The organism is Streptomyces sp. NPDC007929 (assembly GCF_042959065.1).
GTDB lineage: Bacteria > Actinomycetota > Actinomycetes > Streptomycetales > Streptomycetaceae > Streptomyces.
Genome location: NZ_JBIBKD010000002.1, coordinates 455,559 through 472,686 on the forward strand (window position 1 = coordinate 455,559; position 17,128 = coordinate 472,686).

At 74.4% G+C, this 17,128-nt stretch carries 15 protein-coding genes; 8 read left to right on the forward strand and 7 right to left on the reverse strand.

The genetic code is table 11. The annotated features are described in order from the left end of the window. Window positions 1-21: 21 nt before the first annotated feature. Window positions 22-558 carry an HNH endonuclease gene (locus ACFZDE_RS06895; RefSeq protein ID WP_030836042.1) on the forward strand — a complete coding sequence of 179 codons (537 nt, stop codon included), beginning with the start codon at window positions 22-24 and terminating at the stop codon, window positions 556-558. Window positions 559-647: 89 nt separating this feature from the next. Here ACFZDE_RS06895 and ACFZDE_RS06900 read toward each other — a convergent pair whose 3' ends face one another. The 4 genes from ACFZDE_RS06900 to ACFZDE_RS06915 all read right to left on the reverse strand — a co-directional run bounded on the left by ACFZDE_RS06900 (window position 648) and on the right by ACFZDE_RS06915 (window position 6,155). Then, complete coding sequence (locus ACFZDE_RS06900) at window positions 648-2,006, reverse strand: FtsX-like permease family protein (protein ID WP_391198098.1); 1,359 nt, start codon at window positions 2,004-2,006, stop codon at window positions 648-650. Continuing rightward, entirely contained in the window at window positions 2,003-2,689 is a 687-nt protein-coding gene (locus ACFZDE_RS06905) for an ATP-binding cassette domain-containing protein (protein ID WP_391198101.1), read from the reverse strand. The genes ACFZDE_RS06900 and ACFZDE_RS06905 overlap by 4 nt, the downstream gene beginning before the upstream one ends. Further along, window positions 2,686-3,219: a helix-turn-helix transcriptional regulator gene (locus ACFZDE_RS06910; RefSeq protein ID WP_391005963.1), complete on the reverse strand. Its 534-nt coding sequence runs from the start codon at window positions 3,217-3,219 to the stop codon at window positions 2,686-2,688. The genes ACFZDE_RS06905 and ACFZDE_RS06910 overlap by 4 nt, the downstream gene beginning before the upstream one ends. 80 nt (window positions 3,220-3,299) lie before the next feature. Beyond that, window positions 3,300-6,155: a beta-N-acetylglucosaminidase domain-containing protein gene (locus tag ACFZDE_RS06915; protein WP_391198103.1), complete on the reverse strand. Its 2,856-nt coding sequence runs from the start codon at window positions 6,153-6,155 to the stop codon at window positions 3,300-3,302. Between the two features lie 224 nt (window positions 6,156-6,379). On the opposite strand from ACFZDE_RS06915, the gene ACFZDE_RS06920 reads away from it, so the two are divergent. The 3 genes from ACFZDE_RS06920 to ACFZDE_RS06930 all read left to right on the forward strand — a co-directional run bounded on the left by ACFZDE_RS06920 (window position 6,380) and on the right by ACFZDE_RS06930 (window position 9,073). Further along, window positions 6,380-6,640 (forward strand): hypothetical protein, encoded by a 261-nt coding sequence (locus ACFZDE_RS06920; protein ID WP_391005969.1) that lies wholly within the window; start codon window positions 6,380-6,382, stop codon window positions 6,638-6,640. Then, a complete protein-coding gene (malQ, locus tag ACFZDE_RS06925; protein ID WP_391198105.1) occupies window positions 6,641-8,722 on the forward strand; it encodes a 4-alpha-glucanotransferase in 2,082 nt (693 codons plus the stop codon). A 63-nt stretch (window positions 8,723-8,785) separates the two neighbouring features. Next, window positions 8,786-9,073, forward strand: a complete 288-nt coding sequence (locus ACFZDE_RS06930; RefSeq protein ID WP_358319840.1) for a hypothetical protein — start codon at window positions 8,786-8,788, stop codon at window positions 9,071-9,073. Window positions 9,074-9,137: 64 nt separating this feature from the next. Here ACFZDE_RS06930 and ACFZDE_RS06935 read toward each other — a convergent pair whose 3' ends face one another. Continuing rightward, window positions 9,138-9,650, reverse strand: a complete 513-nt coding sequence (locus ACFZDE_RS06935) for a MarR family transcriptional regulator (protein WP_391005978.1) — start codon at window positions 9,648-9,650, stop codon at window positions 9,138-9,140. A gap of 108 nt (window positions 9,651-9,758) precedes the next feature. On the opposite strand from ACFZDE_RS06935, the gene ACFZDE_RS06940 reads away from it, so the two are divergent. Beyond that, the gene (locus ACFZDE_RS06940; protein WP_391005981.1) at window positions 9,759-10,694 is read left to right on the forward strand and encodes an EamA family transporter; all 936 of its coding nucleotides are present in this window, start codon (window positions 9,759-9,761) and stop codon (window positions 10,692-10,694) included. Between the two features lie 378 nt (window positions 10,695-11,072). Here ACFZDE_RS06940 and pepN read toward each other — a convergent pair whose 3' ends face one another. Next, complete coding sequence (pepN, locus tag ACFZDE_RS06945) at window positions 11,073-13,652, reverse strand: aminopeptidase N (protein WP_391198109.1); 2,580 nt, start codon at window positions 13,650-13,652, stop codon at window positions 11,073-11,075. A gap of 180 nt (window positions 13,653-13,832) precedes the next feature. On the opposite strand from pepN, the gene ACFZDE_RS06950 reads away from it, so the two are divergent. Further along, window positions 13,833-14,336, forward strand: coding sequence for a DUF1203 domain-containing protein (locus tag ACFZDE_RS06950; RefSeq protein ID WP_391198110.1), 504 nt, complete (start codon window positions 13,833-13,835; stop codon window positions 14,334-14,336). On the opposite strand, the gene ACFZDE_RS06955 is transcribed toward ACFZDE_RS06950, so the two are convergent. After that, window positions 14,333-15,349: an aspartate-semialdehyde dehydrogenase gene (locus ACFZDE_RS06955; protein WP_391005990.1), complete on the reverse strand. Its 1,017-nt coding sequence runs from the start codon at window positions 15,347-15,349 to the stop codon at window positions 14,333-14,335. The two genes, ACFZDE_RS06950 and ACFZDE_RS06955, sit on opposite strands and share 4 nt — an antisense overlap. 358 nt (window positions 15,350-15,707) lie before the next feature. Between ACFZDE_RS06955 and ACFZDE_RS06960 the strand changes: the two genes are divergently transcribed. Both ACFZDE_RS06960 and ACFZDE_RS06965 read left to right on the forward strand, forming a co-directional pair. After that, the gene (locus ACFZDE_RS06960; RefSeq protein WP_391198905.1) at window positions 15,708-16,283 is read left to right on the forward strand and encodes a sigma-70 family RNA polymerase sigma factor; all 576 of its coding nucleotides are present in this window, start codon (window positions 15,708-15,710) and stop codon (window positions 16,281-16,283) included. A gap of 1 nt (window position 16,284) precedes the next feature. Continuing rightward, on the forward strand, window positions 16,285-17,049 hold the full coding sequence (locus ACFZDE_RS06965; RefSeq protein WP_391198113.1) for a hypothetical protein: 765 nt from the start codon (window positions 16,285-16,287) through the stop codon (window positions 17,047-17,049). The last annotated feature ends 79 nt before the right edge of the window (window positions 17,050-17,128 follow it).

Consider the following 17,128-nt stretch of genomic DNA (forward strand, 5'->3'; position numbering starts at 1 on the left):
CCGGCGTCCAAGGAGGCATCCGTGCCGCATGTCCTGGTCCTCAACGCGTCGTACGAGCCGCTAGGTGTCGTACCGCTCCGCCGCGCGCTCGTCCTCGTCCTCGAGAACAAGGCAGTCTGCCTCGAGGAGTCCGGCGCCTATCTGCACAGCGCGACCGTCACAGTCCCCGCACCCAGCGTGGTCCGGCTCAAGCGATTCGTCCGGGTCCCTTATCGAGGGCCCGTTCCACTGACCCGCCGGGCGCTGTTCGCCCGCGACGGGGGCCGGTGCATGTACTGCGGTGGCGTCGCAACCAGCGTCGACCACGTCATCCCGCGCAGCCGCGGGGGCAAGCACGTCTGGGACAACGTGGTGGCGTCCTGCCGCCGCTGCAACCACGTGAAGGCGGATCGGCACCTCTTCGAGATCGGCTGGCGGCTGCGCCACAAACCCGCCCCGCCGTCCGGCCTGGCCTGGCGCATCATCGGGACCGGCCATAGGGATCCGCGCTGGCTGCCGTACTTGCAGCCGTTCGGCGCGGACGACGCCATGGCCCGGATCGACGGCATTTCCGCCTGACGACGATCCGGGCCTTCGTATTGCCGCGCGCGGCCGGACCGGCCCGGGAACCCCCGTTCCCCGGGCCGGCCAGTCATGGGCGGGGCCGCTCACACATAGCGCAGCTCCCCGGGGCGTACCGCGCGGCCCAGCAGCGGCAGTGAGGTCGCCGCGGCGAGTAGGCAGGCGGCGTAGATCCCGAGGGGGACCAGGGCGATCGCCCAGGGGACCGGCCGGTCGGTGAGCAGGGCGTACCAGGCGCCGATGGCCGTCCCGCCCAGGCCCGCGAGCAGCACCGCCGGTGCCAGCGGCAGCGCGGTCTCCAGCAGCAGGGACCGGCCGAGCACCGCGCGCGGCACCCCGGCGGCGCTCTGCGCGGCCAGGCCCCGGCGGCGGGTGGCGAGCGACTCCGCGGTGCCGACGGCGAGACCGGACAGCGTGATCGCGAGGGCGACGGCGACGGCGGCGCCGGCGAGGTTGACGCCCAGGGTGTAGTAGCCCGGGCCCTCGGCGAGGTTCTCGCGGGAGTGCACCACGTCGAGGAAGACCTCCCGGATGCCCAGGAAGCCGGTCCCGGCGACCGTCACCAGCAGCACGGCGGCGTGCGTACGGGCCGCGGCCCAGGGGTCGTCGCGCAGCCGCTCCGCCGCGATCAGCACCGGCGCCGACCGGGCCCGGGCGGCCAGGATCCGCCCCACGGCCCCGGCCACGGCCCCGGAGAGCCACACCGAGCCCGCGCCGACCGCGAGGACCACGCCGACCATCGTCAGCGGCAGCCCGGTGCTCGGCCGGTTGGACGCGGCCGAGGACGTGCCGAGCACGGCGAACAACGTCGCCACGCCGACCAGCAGCAGCCCCGCGAGGAACAGCAGCCCCGGCCCCCGTCCGGTGCGCGGCGGGCCGACCCTGCGCACCCGGCCGAGCGGCGAGGCCACCACCCGGCGCAGCGCCAGCGCACCGGCCGCCGCGCCCAGCAGCGGCACCCCGGCCGCGACCACGGCGATCCCCGCCCAGGCCGCGGCGGGCGGCTCGGACCACAGGCGCAGCAGCAGCGGCACGCCAAGGGCGGTGGCGGCCGCCGAGCCCAGCAGACAGGCAAGGCCCGTCTCCAGCGCCGCGATCCGCCGCACCTGCCCGGGCGTCGCCCCGGCCAGTCGCAGCGCGGCCAGCCGCCGGTCGCGGTGCACCGCCCCGATGCGGGCGCACTGGCCGAGGAACCCGAGCACCGGCACGAGCAGGAGCAGCAGCCCGGCGATCACACCGGAGCGCGTGCCCGGCTGGTCCAGCAGGCCCGAGGCGACGGGCACGCGGTAGCTGCCGCGCAGGGACGCCAGGGTGACGGCGGCCAGCGCGAACCCCGTCGCGAGCGCCGCCCCCGCCGCGGTCAGCGCGACCCGCCACCATTCGCCGCGGTCGGAGCCCCGGGTGAGTTCCCAGGCGAGGCGCAGATCGGTCCGCAGCGACGTCACGCCGTCACCCCCAGCGCCGCCACGGCCCCGTCCCGCAGCCGGACTTCGCGGTCCGCGTACGCCGCCACCTGGGCGTCGTGCGTGATCAGCAGGACGGCGGTGCCCGACTCGCGGGCGGTGTGGACCAGGGCCGTCATGACCTGCTCGCCCGCCAGTGAGTCCAGCGCGCCCGTCGGCTCGTCGGCGAAGACCACCCTCGGTCCGGTGACCAGGGCCCGGGCCAGTGCGGCCCGTTGCGCCTGGCCGCCGCTCAGCTCGCCCGGCCGCAGGTCCTCCTGGCCGCGCACCCCGAACCGCTCCAGCCACTGACCGGCCAGGTCCCGGGCCCCGGCCCGGTCGGTGCCGGCCAGCAGCAGGGGCAGGGCGACGTTGTCCAGGACCGTCAGCTCGGGGATGAGCTGCCCGAACTGGAACACCACGCCGAACTCGGTGCGCCGCAGCTCGCTCAGCCGCTTCTCGGGCAGGTCCTCCAGCCGACGGCCGTCGTACGTCACCGAGCCCGCGTCCGGGCGGACGATGCCGGCCAGGCAGTGCAGCAGCGTCGACTTCCCGCTGCCGCTCGCGCCGGTCACGGCGAGGATCTCGCCGGCGTGCAGCTCGACCGACGCGCCGCGCAGGGCCGTTGTCCGGCCGTGCGACTTGACGAGGCCGGCGGCCGTGAGAAGGGGCACGGGTCTGCTCATGTCGCGTCGACCTCCGCGGTCAGGGTGGTGAGCCGGGCCGCCGTGGTGCTCATCCAGCGGAGGTCGGCGTCGAGGTGGTTGAGGGCGTAGTCGGCCGAGAGCACGGTCGAGAGATCGGCTCCCTGGGCGGCCTTGACCGCCGTGAGCTCCCGCATCCGTCCCATGTGCGCGGCGCGCTGGGCACTCAGATAGCCGTCCGGGTCGCCGCCCGAGAGGATCGCGACCACGACCTTGGCGAAGATCTCGTTCGCCACGAACGGCGCGGGCGGGGCGATCTCCCCTGCCCAGCGGGCCAGTTCGCGCGTCCCCTCGTCGGTCGAGCGGTACGTCGTGCGCTCCGGGCCGCCATCCGAGTCGGTGCCGTCGACCTCGGCGAGGCCGTCCCGCACCAGACGCTGGAGGGTCGTGTAGACCTGCCCGTAGGCCAGCGGGCGGGCCTGCGGGAAGCGTTCGTCGTGGCGTCGCTTGAGGTCGTAGCCATGGCTCGGACCCGTCGCGAGCAGGCCCAGCAGGATGTGACGGGTGCTCATGCCGATCATTATGCACTGAGTACATGTACTGAGTGAATAGTGGGCGGTGGGGAGATGCCCGCCTTGCCTGGAGGGATGGGTCAGCCGGAGACGGCGTACGCCTCGGCCGACCACAGCGAATACCCGTACACCGTGGCCCGTTCGTCGCCCTGGACGCGCACGAACCGCACGTCCCGTTGGTCCATGGGGACGTTCTCCCGGCCGCCCCGGCTGTCCCGGACGACGGCGGCGGTGCGCCAGCGGCGGCCGTCCGGGGAGACCTGGACGCGGTAGGCGGAGGGGTGCGCGTCCTGCCAGTGCAGCGCGACCCGGCCGAGCCGCGCCGGGCGGGCCAGCTCCACCTGCCACCAGGCGCCGTCGTCGACCGGGGAGGACCAGCGGGTGTGCGGGTCGCCGTCGTTCGCCGCCGACGCGGGGAAGTCGGGCGTCTCGTCGCCCGAGGAGCGAGCGGTGCCGGTCCGGGCCAGGTCGGGGCCGCCGGTGGGCGGCACGGCCCGGACGGTGAGCGTGCGTTCCGCCCCCGCGAACCCCAGCCGGACCTCGTACGACCGCATCGGGGCGCCGCGCGCCGCCGTCACCTCGACCGGGACCTCCACCGTGGTGCCGCGCCGCACGGTCAGCTCGCCCTTCGGCACCCGGACCCGGACGCCCCCGGGCGCCTCGACGGTCAGCCGGCCGCGGGCGTCGGCGGGGCGCAGCGATCCGAGCCGGACGGTCAGCCGTTCGCTCCGGCCGGTCTCGACGTCCGCCCGGTCGCGGGGCAGGCCCAGGGAGACGGCGGGCGCGTCGCCGAACCAGGGGACGAGGTGGTGCACGCGGGAGGGCGCGGCGCCGGTGACCCGCAGGGCGTCGCCGCGGGTCCCGAGCCGCACCTCCGTCGCCCCGGAGCGGTCCAGCCGGCCCGCCTCGCGCCAGCCCCGCCCCGGCTCGTGCACCTCGACACCGCCCTCGGTGCCCGGCTCGGTCAGGGCCGTCACGGCGGTCAGCGTCCGGGGCCCCGGCAGGCGCAGGGTGCGGCCGTCGCCGGGATTGCGGGGCGGCTCGTGCTCGATGCCCGACCAGGCGGCGTACGACTTCTGCGCCCGCCGCAGGAAGGGGTCCAGCACGTCCGTGCCGACCTCGACGGGTGCCGACTCCAGCCCGGCCCGCAGCGCGCCCAGCCTGCGGTACGCCGACCAGGCCGCCGCCGCGTCCCCGGCGCGCTGGGCGTCCAGCATGCCGAGCGCGGCCGTGCCCGCCTCGCCGTACGACGACAGCTGCTCCGCCCACGGGGCCACCTCGGAGCCGAGGCCCGTTCCCGACAGGCGCCGGGGCAGCTCGCGCAGCACGGTGAAGGCCTCGCGCAGCCGCCGCTCGGCGTCCCCGTCAAAGCCCGCGCCGCCCGCCGTGCGGGACGCCCAGTACGCCTCGGTCAGCGGGCGCAGATACGCCGACTCCTCGTCGTCCAGCACCGACGAGGCGTCGTTGCCGGCCAGCGCCGCCAGTGCCTGCTCACGGCGCCGGTCCCCGCCCGCGAGGTCGGCGATCGCGGCCCGCCAGGACTCCCCGGGCCGGTAGGCGCGCGGGTTCCAGGCGTAGTCGGCGGCGGTGAACAGCGGGATGCGGGACGCCTCCGGCTGCTGCATCGCGTTGGCCAGCAGCGCGGCCGAGCCGGTCGCGACGGCCGGTTCGCGGCCCTGGTAGGGGCCGAGGAAGATGCGGCCCGGTTCGTAGTCGTTGACCGGGTAGTTGTCCATGGTGACCAGCGGGTGCCCGAACGCCCGCCGCGCGTCGGCCAGTTCGCCGCCCGTGATGGTGCGCGGCACCACGCCCACGCCCGTCCACGCCACCTCGACACCGTCGGCCAGCTCGCTCGCCAGCGCCCGCCGGTAGTCGGTCGTGCCCTCCTCGTAGTACTCGGTGGGCATCAGGGAAAGACCGGCGGCGCCGGGATGCCGCGCCGCCAGGTGGCGGGCCACCGCGTTCGCCACCCGGGCCTGGGCCCGCGCCGCCGCCTCGGGACCGGAGCCGAACCGCTCGGCGTCCGCACCGCAGTGCCACTCGCTGTAGCTGACGTCCTGGAACTGGAGCTGGAACGCCCGGAAACCCAGCGCCCACATCGCGTCCAGCTTGCGTGTCAGGGCCCGCACGTCGTCGTCGGAGGCGAAGCACATCGCCTGGCCCGGGGCCACCGCCCAGCCCAGCGAGACATGGTTGGCCCGCGCCCGCTCGGCCAGCTCCCGGAAGCGGGCCCGGGCCCCCGCCGGGTAGGGCTCACGCCAGCGGGCCTGCCGGTAGAGGTCGTCGCCGGGGGCGTACAGATAGCGGTTCTGCTTGGTGCGCCCCATGAAGTCCAGCTGCGCCAGCCGCTGCGGGTGCGTCCAGGCGGTGCCGTAGAAGCCCTCGGTGATGCCGCGTACGGCGGTGCCGGGCCAGTCGCGGACGACGGCCGCCGCGATCCGGCCGTCGGGGCGCAGGAGCTGCCGCAGCGTCTGCACGGCGTGGAAGAGGCCGTCCTCGCCGGTGCCGGTGAGCAGGACGCCGCCCGCCCCGACGGACAGCTCGTACCCCCCGGCGGGCAGGGCGCGGCGGTCGCCTGGGCGGACCGGTTCCGTCCGTGCGCGCACGACCAGGGCGCCCGGCCCGGCCGTGTCCGTGATCCGGCGGGCACCGGCCTGCCGCAGCAGCTCGCGCAGGGCGTCGACGGCGGCGTGGTCCGCCCGCGCGTCGCTGATCAGGGCGACCTCGTCGGGTACGGCGACGGGGGCGCCGTTCGCGCGCAGCGACTGGGGGCGCGGCCAGACGGAGAGGTCCGCTGCAGCGCTGTCGGGGGTCGGACTGGTCGCGGCCGTGCCCGGGGGAGACGGAGCCGCCATCGCGACGAGCGGGGCCGCGAGGCTCCCGGCGACGACGGCGACCGCGAGGGCCGCCGCCCGCTTCCCGCGCCGCAGTCCCACAGGCCCCCTCCAGATGTGTCCGACCGGCACGACGAGCCCACCACCCACCCGGTGAGGGTGTCAACGAGAGTGGCCATTGTGAGTGAAATGCCGGAATCTGGAGGGTGTGGAGCGGAGCGGAATGTGACCAGAAGCACGATGTTGGGCCCGGGGCGTCTGCCTTCGCGTCGACTGGGTAGGGCTGCGATGACCCGTTGAAAGCCGTACCCGAACAGGAGGCCCCCGTGGCTGCGATGACTTTCCTTCCGCTCCCGGCCCAGTCCAAACCCGTGGCGGACCAGTCCGCCGACCTCGACGACCACCCCCATCACGCCGATCCCCGCTACTGCGTCTTCAGCTCCGAGAGCACCCACACCGAACTGCCGCTGACCAGCGAGCCCCCGCTGCCCGACGCCGAGCCCCTCACCAGTGAGCCGCCGCTCGCCGAGGCCGCTCCCCTGACCAGCGAACCCTCGGCCTTCGTCCCGGACTACTCGAGGATGTAGATGACCGCACCCCGGCCGGCCGACCCGCCCTCCGAGGACCTGTCCCGCCTCGCCGCCCTGCACGGCGTCGCGACGTCCTACAGTCCGTCCCCGGACCGCTCGGTCGCGGCCTCGGCCACCGCGGTCACCCTGACCCTGGCCGCCCTCGGCGTGGCCGCGAGCACGCCCGGCGCCGTGCGCGCCGCGCTCGCGGCCCGCGAGCGGGAACTGGGCGAACGGCTGCTGCCCCCGACCGTCGTCGGCTGGAGCGGCAGCCCCCCGGCCGCCCTGGCCGCGCTCCCCGAGGGGACCCGGCTGCGGATCGACACCGAGCGGGGCGAGAGCCGCGCCGACGCCGACGGCCTCCCACCCGGAGTGCACCGGCTGACCGTCACCACCCCCGACGGCCGCACCGCCGCCGCCCACCTGATCATCGCCCCACCCCGCCTGCCCACGCCCACGGGACGCTCCCACGGACTCCTCGTCCAGCTCTACTCCCTGCTGTCCCGCCGCTCCTGGGGCATGGGTGACCTCGGCGACCTCGCCGAGCTGGCCGGCTGGGCCGGGCGGTCGCTCGGCGCCGGGTTCGTCCAGGTCAACCCGCTGCACGCGGCCGTGCCCGGAGCGCCCACCGACCCCTCCCCGTACCGCCCCTCCTCGCGCCGCTTCCCCGACCCCGTGCACCTGCGGGTCGAGGACGTCCCCGAGGCCGCGTACGTCGACGACCCCGCACGCCTGCGCGCCCTGCTGGAGCGGGCGGGCCGGCTGCGTGAAGCGGTGCTGCACAAGGGCGCGTTGATCGACCGGGACGCCGTGTGGGAGCTCAAGCGGGAGGCGCTGGAGCTGGTCGCCGAGGTGCCCCTCGGCCCCGGCCGGCGCGCCGCCTACTGCGACTTCCTCGCCGCGCAGGGCCGGGCCCTGGAGGACCACGCCACCTGGTGCGCCCTCGCCGAGGTGCACGGCTCGGACTGGCACCGCTGGCCGACCGGACTGCGCGACCCGCGCTCCGCCGAGACCGCCCGGGCGCGCAACGGCCTCATGGACCGGGTCGACTTCTGGTCCCGGCTGGCCTGGCTCACCGACACCCAGCTCAGCGCCGCGCAGCGCGCCGGGGTCGAGGCCGGGATGCCCGTCGGGATCGTGCACGACCTCGCGGTCGGCGTGCACCCCGGCGGCGCCGACGCCTGGGCGCAGCAGGAGCACTTCGCCGCCGGCATGTCGGTCGGCGCCCCGCCGGACGCCTTCAACGCCCGGGGTCAGGACTGGGGCCTGCCGCCCTGGCGCCCCGACCGCCTCGCCGAGTCCGGCTACGCCCCCTTCCGCGACCTGCTGCGCGCCCTGTTCCGCTACGCGGGAGCCCTGCGCATCGACCACGTCATGGGCCTGTTCCGCCTCTGGTGGGTCCCACAGGGCCACCCGCCCACCGAGGGCACCTACGTCCGCTACGACGCCGAGGCCATGCTCGCCGTGCTCGTCCTGGAGGCCTCCCGGGCCGGGGCGCTGGTCATCGGCGAGGACCTCGGCACCGTGGAGCCCGGCGTGCGCGAGGCGCTGCGCGAGCGCGGGGTGCTCGGCACGTCCGTGCTGTGGTTCGAACGCGACTGGGACGGCGACGGCCGCCCCCTGCCCCCCGAGGGCTGGCGCGCCGACTGCCTGGCCACCGCCACCACCCACGACCTGCCCTCCACCGCCGCCCGTCTCACCGGCGAGCACGTCGAGCTCCGCGACAGCCTGGGTCTGCTCACCCGCCCCCTTGAGGAGGAGCGCGCCGAGGCCGCCGCCGACACCGGGGAGTGGCTCGCCCTGCTCTCCCGGCTGGGGCTGCTGCACGGTACGGGCGGCGGCGACAGCTCCTCGGAGGAGGCCCGGATCCAGGCCGTCCACCGCTTCCTGCTGCGCACCCCGGCCCGCATGATCGGCGTCTGGCTCCCGGACGGCGTCGGCGACCGCCGCCCGCAGAACCTCCCGGGGACCTGGGACCAGTATCCGAACTGGCGGCTGCCGATCGCGGACCCGCAGGGGCGGCCGGTGACCCTGGAGGACCTCGCGTCCTCACCGCGGCTGCACGCGCTGATGGACGTCTTCGGAGAGGGCGGCGCGTGAGGCGGGCGTCCCTTACGGCACCCCGGGCGCGCGCCCCCGGTCGGCGTTGGATATTTTGACACCGTGGACAAGAAGAACGCCCTGCGCGCCGGCGCCCTGGCAGCCGGTACGACGCTGATGATGCTGCTCATGTCGTCCCCCGCGAGCGCGCTCACCCGCGACGACGGTGACGACCCCGGTCAGGGCCTGAGCGTCATCGAGACGCTGGGCCTCTTCGTCGCGGCCCCCATCGTGCTCTATTTGGTCATCCACGGTCTGGTGACGATCGCGGACAAGACGCACAAGAAGAAGGACCCGACCAGCTCCAACATCACCACCAAGGCCGAGGCGAAGAGCGAGGTCAAGGCCTGAATCCGCGTTTCCCGCTGCTCGTCGAGGGCGCCGTCGCGATCACCGCGGCGGCGCCCTCGACGTGTCAGGACCGGTCCGCGCCCGCCAGCAGGTCCCGCAGCAGATCGGCGAGCTGCCCGGCCCGCCGCGCGCCCAGGGCGGACAGGGCCTCCGTCTGCACCGCGAGCCCGGCGCCGACCGCCTCGTCGACCAGGGCGCGGCCCTCGTCGGTGAGCGTGACGTGCAGGGCGCGCCGGTCGTGCGGATCGGGGGAGCGGCGCAGCAGGCCCGCCCGCTCCAGCTTGTCCAGGCGTCCCGTCATACCGCCGGTGGTGAGCATCAGCGTCGCGGAGAGCTGCCGCGGGGAGAGCGTGTAGGGCTCGCCTGAGCGGCGCAGGGTCGCCAGCACGTCGAACTCCCCGCGGGAGATGCCGAACCTCGCGTAGACCTGCCCGACCCGCTCGCCGATCGCGTGGGAGAGCCGGTTGATGCGGCCGAAGACCTCCATGGCGGCGGTGTCGAGGTCGGGCCGGACCGTCGCCCACTGGTCGATGATCGCGTCGACGGGGTCCTTGCGCTGCTCCGGGCGTTCGCTCATGGCACGAGTATCGGCCGAGGCTCGGTCACCCGCAAGAAAGTAGCTTGACGGAAAGTTGCTTAGAGGTAAGCTACTTTCTGCTGACCTACTTCGAAGGGTGTGTCTCCCATGGCCCTCTCCCGCCCGGCCCTCATCACCCTCACCGCCCTCGCGCCCGTGTCCTGGGGCACGACCTACGCGGTCACCACCGAGTTCCTCCCGCCCGACCGCCCCCTGTTCACCGCCCTGGTGCGTGCCCTGCCCGCCGGGCTGCTGCTGCTCGCCCTCGCCCGGGTGCTACCGCGCGGCGCCTGGTGGTGGAAGGCGGCGGTGCTCGGCGCGCTGAACATCGGCGCCTTCTTCCCGCTGCTGTTCCTCTCCGCGTACCGGCTGCCCGGCGGTCTCGCGGCGGTCGTCGGCTCCGCCGGTCCGCTGTTCGTGGCCGGCCTCTCGGCGCTGCTGCTCGGGCAGCGGCCCTCGGCGCGCACGCTGGTGACCGGGGCCGTGGCCGCGTTCGGCGTCAGCCTCGTCGTGCTGCGGGCGGCCGGGGCGCTGGACCCGGTGGGCCTGCTGGCTGCCGTGGCCTCCACGGCGTCGATGTCCACCGGCACCGTGCTCACCCAGCGCTGGGGCCGCCCCGAGGGGGTCGGGCCGCTGGCCCTGACCGGCTGGCAGCTCACCGCGGGCGGCCTGCTCATCGCGCCGCTCGCCTTCCTGATCGAGGGCGCGCCACCGGCCCTGGACGGCCGGGCGGCCGGCGGCTACCTCTACCTCGCCCTCGCGAACACCGCCGTCGCGTACTGGCTGTGGTTCCGCGGCATCGGCCGCATGACCGCCACGCAGGTCACGTTCCTCGGGCCGCTCTCCCCGCTGACCGCGGCCGTCGTCGGCTGGGCGGCGCTCGGGCAGTCGCTGACACCGCTGCAACTGGCCGGCATGGGGCTGGCGTTCGGGGCGACGGTGGCGGGCCAGTTCATCAGCAACCCGCCGCGAACCGCCGGCATCACGGCAAAGAACGTCCCGACCGAGCCGATGGACGTACGAGACGGGGCACCGCGCCGATAGCGGCGGCTCAGCGGGCGTGTGTGTGGGTGGGGGGGGGGCGGGCCGGGGCGGTCGAAGGGGCGCGGGGCCGGGGACGCGCTGGGGGTGGTCGATGGGCGCGGCCGGGGGCGGACGATGGGGCTGCGGGGGCGGGACAGGCCGAGGGCGGTGGATGGGGCCGCGGGGAGGGCGCGGGCCGAGGGGCGCGATGGGGCGCGGGGCCGGGGGCGCGTCGAGGGTGGTCGACGGGGGCGGGCGACAGGTCGCAGGGTTGGGGGCGTGCCGGGACGGGGCGGGCGACGGGGACGTGCCGAGGGTGGTCGAAGGGGCGCGGGGCCGGGGCGGTCGAAGGGGCGGCCGGTGGGGACGGGCGCCCCTTCGGGGGTGGTGGACCGTTCGCTACTGTCCGGCCGCCGCGTCCGCCCGCTGGGCCCGCAGGGCGCGCTCCACGCCCGCGCGGGACTCCGAGACCAGCCGCCGCAGGGCCGCGGTCGGCTCGGCGGAGGTCAGCCAGGCGTCCGTGCGGTCCAGGGTCTCCTGGGAGACCTGCACGGTCGGGTAGAGGCCGACCGCGATCTGCTGGGCCATCTCGTGGGAGCGGGACCCCCAGATGTCCTTGACCACCTCGAAGTACCGCTCCGCGTACGGCGCGAGCACCTCACGCTGGTCGGTCTGGACGAAGCCACCGATGACCGCCTCCTGCACGGCGTTCGGCAGCTTGTCGGAGTCCACGACCGACGCCCACGCCTCCGCCTTGGCCTCCGCCGTCGGACGGGCCGCCCGGGCCGTGGCCGCGTGACGCTCACCCGCGGCCGTACGGTCACGCTCGTACTCGCCCGCGATCTCCGCCTCGTCGAACCGGCCGACCGCGGCGAGCCGCTGCACGAACGTCCACCGCAGCTCCGTGTCGACGGCCAGGCCCTCGATCGTCTGCGAACCGTCCAGCAGCGCGTCCAGCAGATCGAGCTGCTCCGGCGTGCGGGCCGTCGCCGCGAACGCGCGCGCCCACGCCAGCTGGTGGTCGCTGCCCGGCGCCGCCGCCCGCAGGTGCGCCAGCGTCGCGTCGGTCCAGCGGGCCAGCAGCGCCTCACGGGCGGCCGGGTCCGCGTACAGGTCGATCGCCAGCTTCACCTGGCGGTGCAGCGACTGCACGACACCGATGTCCGACTCCTTGCCGATGCCCGACAGCACCAGCGACAGGTAGTCGCGGGCCGCCAGCTCGGCGTCGCGCGTCATGTCCCAGGCGGACGCCCAGCACAGGGCGCGCGGCAGGGACGACGCGAAGTCACCGAGGTGCTCCGTGACGAAGGCCAGCGACTGCTCGTCGAGCCGGACCTTCGCGTACGACAGGTCGTCGTCGTTGAGCAGGATCACGGCCGGGCGGCGCTGACCGACCAGCTGCGGCACGGCCGTCAGCTCACCGTCCACGTCCAGCTCGACGCGCTCGCGGCGGACCAGCTTGCCGCTCGCCTCGTCGAGGTCGTACAGGCCGACGGCGATCCGGTGCGGGCGCAGCGTCGGCTCGCCCTTGGCACCGGCGGGCAGGGCCGGGGCCTCCTGGTGGACGGCGAAGGCCGTGACGACGCCGTCGGAGCCGGTCTCGATCCGCGGGCGCAGGACGTTGATACCGGCCGTCTCCAGCCACGCCTTCGACCACGACTTCAGATCACGCCCCGAGGTCTCCTCCAGGGCGCCCAGCAGGTCAGACAGGCGCGTGTTGCCGAACGCGTGCGCCCTGAAGTACGCCTGCACGCCCCGGAAGAACTCGTCCTCACCGACGTACGCGACGAGCTGCTTGAGCACGCTCGCGCCCTTGGCGTACGTGATGCCGTCGAAGTTGACGAGCACGTCGTCGAGGTCGTTGATCTCGGCCATGATCGGGTGCGTCGACGGCAGCTGGTCCTGGCGGTACGCCCACGTCTTCATGGAGTTGGCGAACGTGGTCCAGGAGTGCGGCCAGCGCGACTCCGGGTGGGCCGCCTGGCAGGCGATGGACGTGTACGTGGCGAACGACTCGTTCAGCCACAGGTCGTTCCACCACTCCATGGTCACGAGGTCGCCGAACCACATGTGGGCCAGCTCGTGCAGGATGGTCTCCGCGCGCACCTCGTACGCCGCGTCCGTCACCTTCGAGCGGAACACGTACTGGTCGCGGATGGTCACCGCGCCCGCGTTCTCCATCGCGCCCGCGTTGAACTCCGGCACGAACAGCTGGTCGTACTTCTCGAACGGGCACGCGTAGTCGAACTTCTCCTGGAACCACTCGAAGCCCTGCCGGGTCACCTCGAAGATGGCGTCCGAGTCGAGGTACTCGGCGAGGGAGGGCCGGCAGTAGATGCCGAGCGGGACGGACTGGCCGTCCTTCTCGTACACGCTGTGCACCGAGTGGTACGGGCCGACGATCAGCGCCGTGATGTACGTCGAGATGCGCGGCGTCGGCGCGAAGGCCCAGACGTTGTCCTTGGGCTCGGGCGTCGGGGAGTTGGAGATGACCGTCCAGCCCTCGGGCGCCGTCACGGTGAACTGGAAGGTCGCCTTGAGGTCCGGCTGCTCGAAGCTCGCGAACACCCGGCGGGCGTCCGGGACCTCGAACTGGGTGTAGAGGTAGGCCTGGTCGTCGACCGGGTCCACGAACCGGTGCAGACCCTCGCCGGTGTTGGTGTACGCGCAGTCGGCGACGACCCGGAGGATGTTGCGCCCCTTCAGCAGACCGGGCAGCGCGATCCGGGAGTCCGCGAAGACCTCGGCCGGGTCGAGCGAGTCGCCGTTCAGGGTCACCTCGTGCACGGCCGGCGCCACCAGGTCGATGAACGACTCCGCGCCGTTCTCGGCCGACACGTCGAAGCGCACCGTGGTCACGGACCGGTAGGTGCCGCCCTCCTGCGCGCCCGAGAGATCGAGCTCGATCGCGTACGACTCGACGGTGAGCAGCTGCGCCCGCCGCTGCGCCTCTTCGCGGGTCAGGTTTGTGCCAGGCACGCGGTCATCTCCTCGTTATGGGTGGGTTGCGCCATCTTTCCACGGAGGCCGGGCGTGAGGCGACGACCTGAGCGGCTGGTAGGGATACCCCTCGGGGGGGTGAGGGTCCCGGAGTCCGGAGGGAGTGCGACGTCCGGAATCCGCCGGTGCCCCGGCGCCGCGCGAGCGAGCCTGACGGGCATGACGACGACCCCGTACACCGCACGCCCCATCGCCCCGGGCACTCTGGAGGAACTCCGCACGGCGGACGACGCCGGCCGTCCGGCGGCCCCGGTCACCGACCGCGAGGGCGGCGCCCCGCTCCGCTGCTGCCTGCGCCGCAGCGCACCGGGCGAACGCATCGCCCTGGTCTCCTACGCGCCCCTGCGCCGCTGGGCGGTCCGCACGGGCGCCGAACCCGGGGCGTACGACGAACAGGGCCCCGTCTTCATCCACGCCGAGGACTGTGGGGGGCCGGACACCGACGCCCTCCCCTTCACCGACAGCCACCGCACGCTCCGCCGCTACTCCGCTCAGGGGCACATCCTGGGCGGACGGCTGGTCGAAGGCACCACCGCCGCCTTCTCGCACGCCCTCCGGGAAGCATTCGACGACCCGGCCGTGGCACTGGTCCACGTCCGGGCCGTCGAGTACGGCTGCTTCCTCTACGAGGTGCGCGGGGCTCCCGCGGAGGGGCGCGGCTAGCCCTTCAGCTCCGCGGCCACCAGCTCCGCGATCTGTACGGCGTTCAGGGCCGCGCCCTTGCGGAGGTTGTCGTTGGAGACGAAGAGGGCCAGGCCGTTGTCCACCGTCTCGTCGCGGCGGATGCGGCCGACGTAGGACGGGTCGTTGCCGGCGGCCTGGAGGGGGGTGGGGATGTCGGAGAGCTCGACGCCCGGGGCGTCCGCCAGCAGCTCCGCCGCGCGCTCCGGGGAGATCGGGCGGGCGAAGCGGGCGTTGACCTGGAGGGAGTGGCCGGAGAAGACCGGGACGCGCACGCAGGTGCCGGAGACCTTCAGCTCGGGGATCTCCAGGATCTTGCGCGACTCGTTGCGGAGCTTCTGCTCCTCGTCGGTCTCGTTCAGGCCGTCGTCGACGATGCTGCCCGCGAGCGGCAGCACGTTGAACGCGATGGGGCGCTTGTAGACGCCCGGCTCGGGGAAGTCGACCGCCGCACCGTCGTGGGTGAGCTTCTCGGCGTCGGCGACCACCTTCTGCGTCTGGCCGTACAGCTCGGCGACGCCCGCGAGACCGGAGCCGGAGACCGCCTGGTACGTGGCGACGACCAGGGCCTCCAGGCCCGCCTCGTCGTGCAGCGGACGCAGGACCGGCATCGCGGCCATGGTCGTGCAGTTCGGGTTCGCGATGATGCCCTTGGGGCGGTCCTTGATCGCGTGCGGGTTGACCTCGGAGACGACCAGGGGGACCTCCGGGTGCTTGCGCCACGCGGAGGAGTTGTCGATCACCACGGCGCCCTGGGAGGCGACCTTTTCGGCCAGCGCCTTGGAGGTGGCACCGCCCGCGGAGAACAGGACGATGTCCAGGCCGGTGTAGTCCGCGGTCGCCGCGTCCTCCACCGTCACGCCGTCCAGCTGCGACCCGGCGGAGCGGGCCGAGGCGAACAGGCGCAGCTCGGTGACCGGGAAGTTCCGCTCCTTGAGGATCCTGCGCATGACCGTGCCCACCTGTCCGGTGGCTCCGACGATTCCGACCCTCACGGTGACTCCCTCTCCTGCGTCTCTTCGTCTCTTGGCGTGCTCGTTGCTTGGCCGAGGCTTTTCCATCATGCGGCCGACCACGGTCCGCCTGTCCACTTCTTTCCCCGGTCTGCCCGGAGAGTGGGACGGACTGTCCCGCTCCATGGTTGCGGACCTGCGGTGTCGACCCCGCTGAGCTGGAGGAATTCGTCCACCAGGGGTCGTGCGCCGCAAGCTCGCCTGCCCATGTGGTTCTCGGCCACACGGAAGTGTGATGTACGCCTCGGCCGACCGCGACCCGGATCCGCGCGAAAGACCACCGAACGTTCCGGGCCGTCCCGGCGTCGTAGGAGAAACACGGCTAGGGGGGTGGCTTGTGCTGTTGCGCGGGAGGGCCCGGCGCGCCCGGGAGGCGCACGCCGGGTCCGGCGACGTTCCGCTGAGAAAGGGCGATCGCCGGAGGGAGACCGATCCGCTGGACGCGGCACAGGAGCGCCGGGTGCGGGCGGTGCTCGCGCTCGGCGGGGTGCCGCAGGCGGACCTGCCGGACGGGGTACAGCAGGTCCGCCTGCGGCTGCTGGAGCGGGCCGCGAGCGGCCGGGAGGCGCCGCGGGACGTCTCGGCCTGGGCGGCGGTCGTCGCCTCCAACCTCGCGATGGACTGGCACCGGGCCAAGCGCCGCCAGGAGCGGCTCGGGGAGCGGCTGACCGCCCTGCGCCAGCCGACGGAGCAGCCCTCCGGCGAGGACAGCAGCGTGCTGTCCGTCGCCGTCGCCCAGGGCCTGGACGAGCTGCCCGACGCCCAGCGGCAGGTCGTCGTCCTGCGCTTCTACGCCGATCTGCCGGTCCGGTCCATCGCCGAGCAGCTCGGCATCCCGGAGGGCACGGTCAAGAGCCGGCTGCACACAGCGGTACGGGCCCTGCGCGCCCGCCTGCACGAGGACGAGGTGGTGTGACATGACCGCCCAACAGGACCAGGCCGGGCGCGACGAGGCGGCCGATGCGCTGCTGGCGGCGATCACCGGCGAGGCGCCACCGCCCGAGGCCCGTGCGAGCGAGGCCTTCATGGCCGAGTACCGGGCCGCGACCGCCGACGTGGGGGTGCTGCGCGTGCAGCTGGGCCTCATCGGCCACGCCCTCGCAGAGCCCCCGGCGGAACCCGGACCCGAGACCGGCGGCGGTGCCTCCGTGATGCCGCTGTCGGCGCGCCGTAAGCGGCCCGAGCCCTTGGCCGTGGCGTTGAAGGGCCTGGTCGCCGCCGTCGGGGCCAGTCTCGTGATCGGCATGGGCTGGCTCGTCGTCCAGAGCGGCGACATGAGCGCCGGGAGTGATCAGGGCGGGTCGTCCGCCGCCGACAGCACCGCCGGGCGGCCGCACGCCGAAGGGGACGCCAAGCTCTCTGGCGCCGGGTATCTCGCCTGCGCCCGGTTCGTCGTCGAGGGCACCGTCGCCGAGGTCGAGACCGTTCCCGGCGCCGGCCAGGACCGCATCACCCTGGACGTCACGCGTTACTACAAGCCGGACAAGGGCCGGGCGCGGATCACCTTCCCCCTGGAAACCGGCGCCGTGCCTTCGGTCCGAGCCGGTGACCACGTGCTCGTCGGTGTCTCCGGCGATCAGGCCCACCCGGACATGTGGGCGACGGGGGACAAGGAGATCGCCCGCGACCGGGCGTGGATCACCGACGCGCTGCCCGCCTCGCGCACCATCCCGTGCCCGTGAGGAGCAGCAGGAAGGGCGGGCGTCCCCGCCAGTAGGAAAGGGCGGGCGCCCTTACGGACGCCCGCCCCACCGATGCCGC

Excerpts from the sequence above, each read along its gene's own strand:
- ACFZDE_RS06965 (WP_391198113.1), top strand. The coding sequence starts at position 16,285 with ATGACCGCCCAACAGGACCAGGCCGGGCGCGACGAGGCGGCCGATGCG.
- ACFZDE_RS06905 (WP_391198101.1), bottom strand. The coding sequence starts at position 2,689 with ATGAGCAGACCCGTGCCCCTTCTCACGGCCGCCGGCCTCGTCAAGTCG.
- ACFZDE_RS06940 (WP_391005981.1), top strand. The coding sequence starts at position 9,759 with ATGGCCCTCTCCCGCCCGGCCCTCATCACCCTCACCGCCCTCGCGCCC.
- ACFZDE_RS06935 (WP_391005978.1), bottom strand. The coding sequence starts at position 9,650 with ATGAGCGAACGCCCGGAGCAGCGCAAGGACCCCGTCGACGCGATCATC.
- ACFZDE_RS06950 (WP_391198110.1), top strand. The coding sequence starts at position 13,833 with ATGACGACGACCCCGTACACCGCACGCCCCATCGCCCCGGGCACTCTG.
- ACFZDE_RS06910 (WP_391005963.1), bottom strand. The coding sequence starts at position 3,219 with ATGAGCACCCGTCACATCCTGCTGGGCCTGCTCGCGACGGGTCCGAGC.
- malQ (WP_391198105.1), top strand. The coding sequence starts at position 6,641 with ATGACCGCACCCCGGCCGGCCGACCCGCCCTCCGAGGACCTGTCCCGC.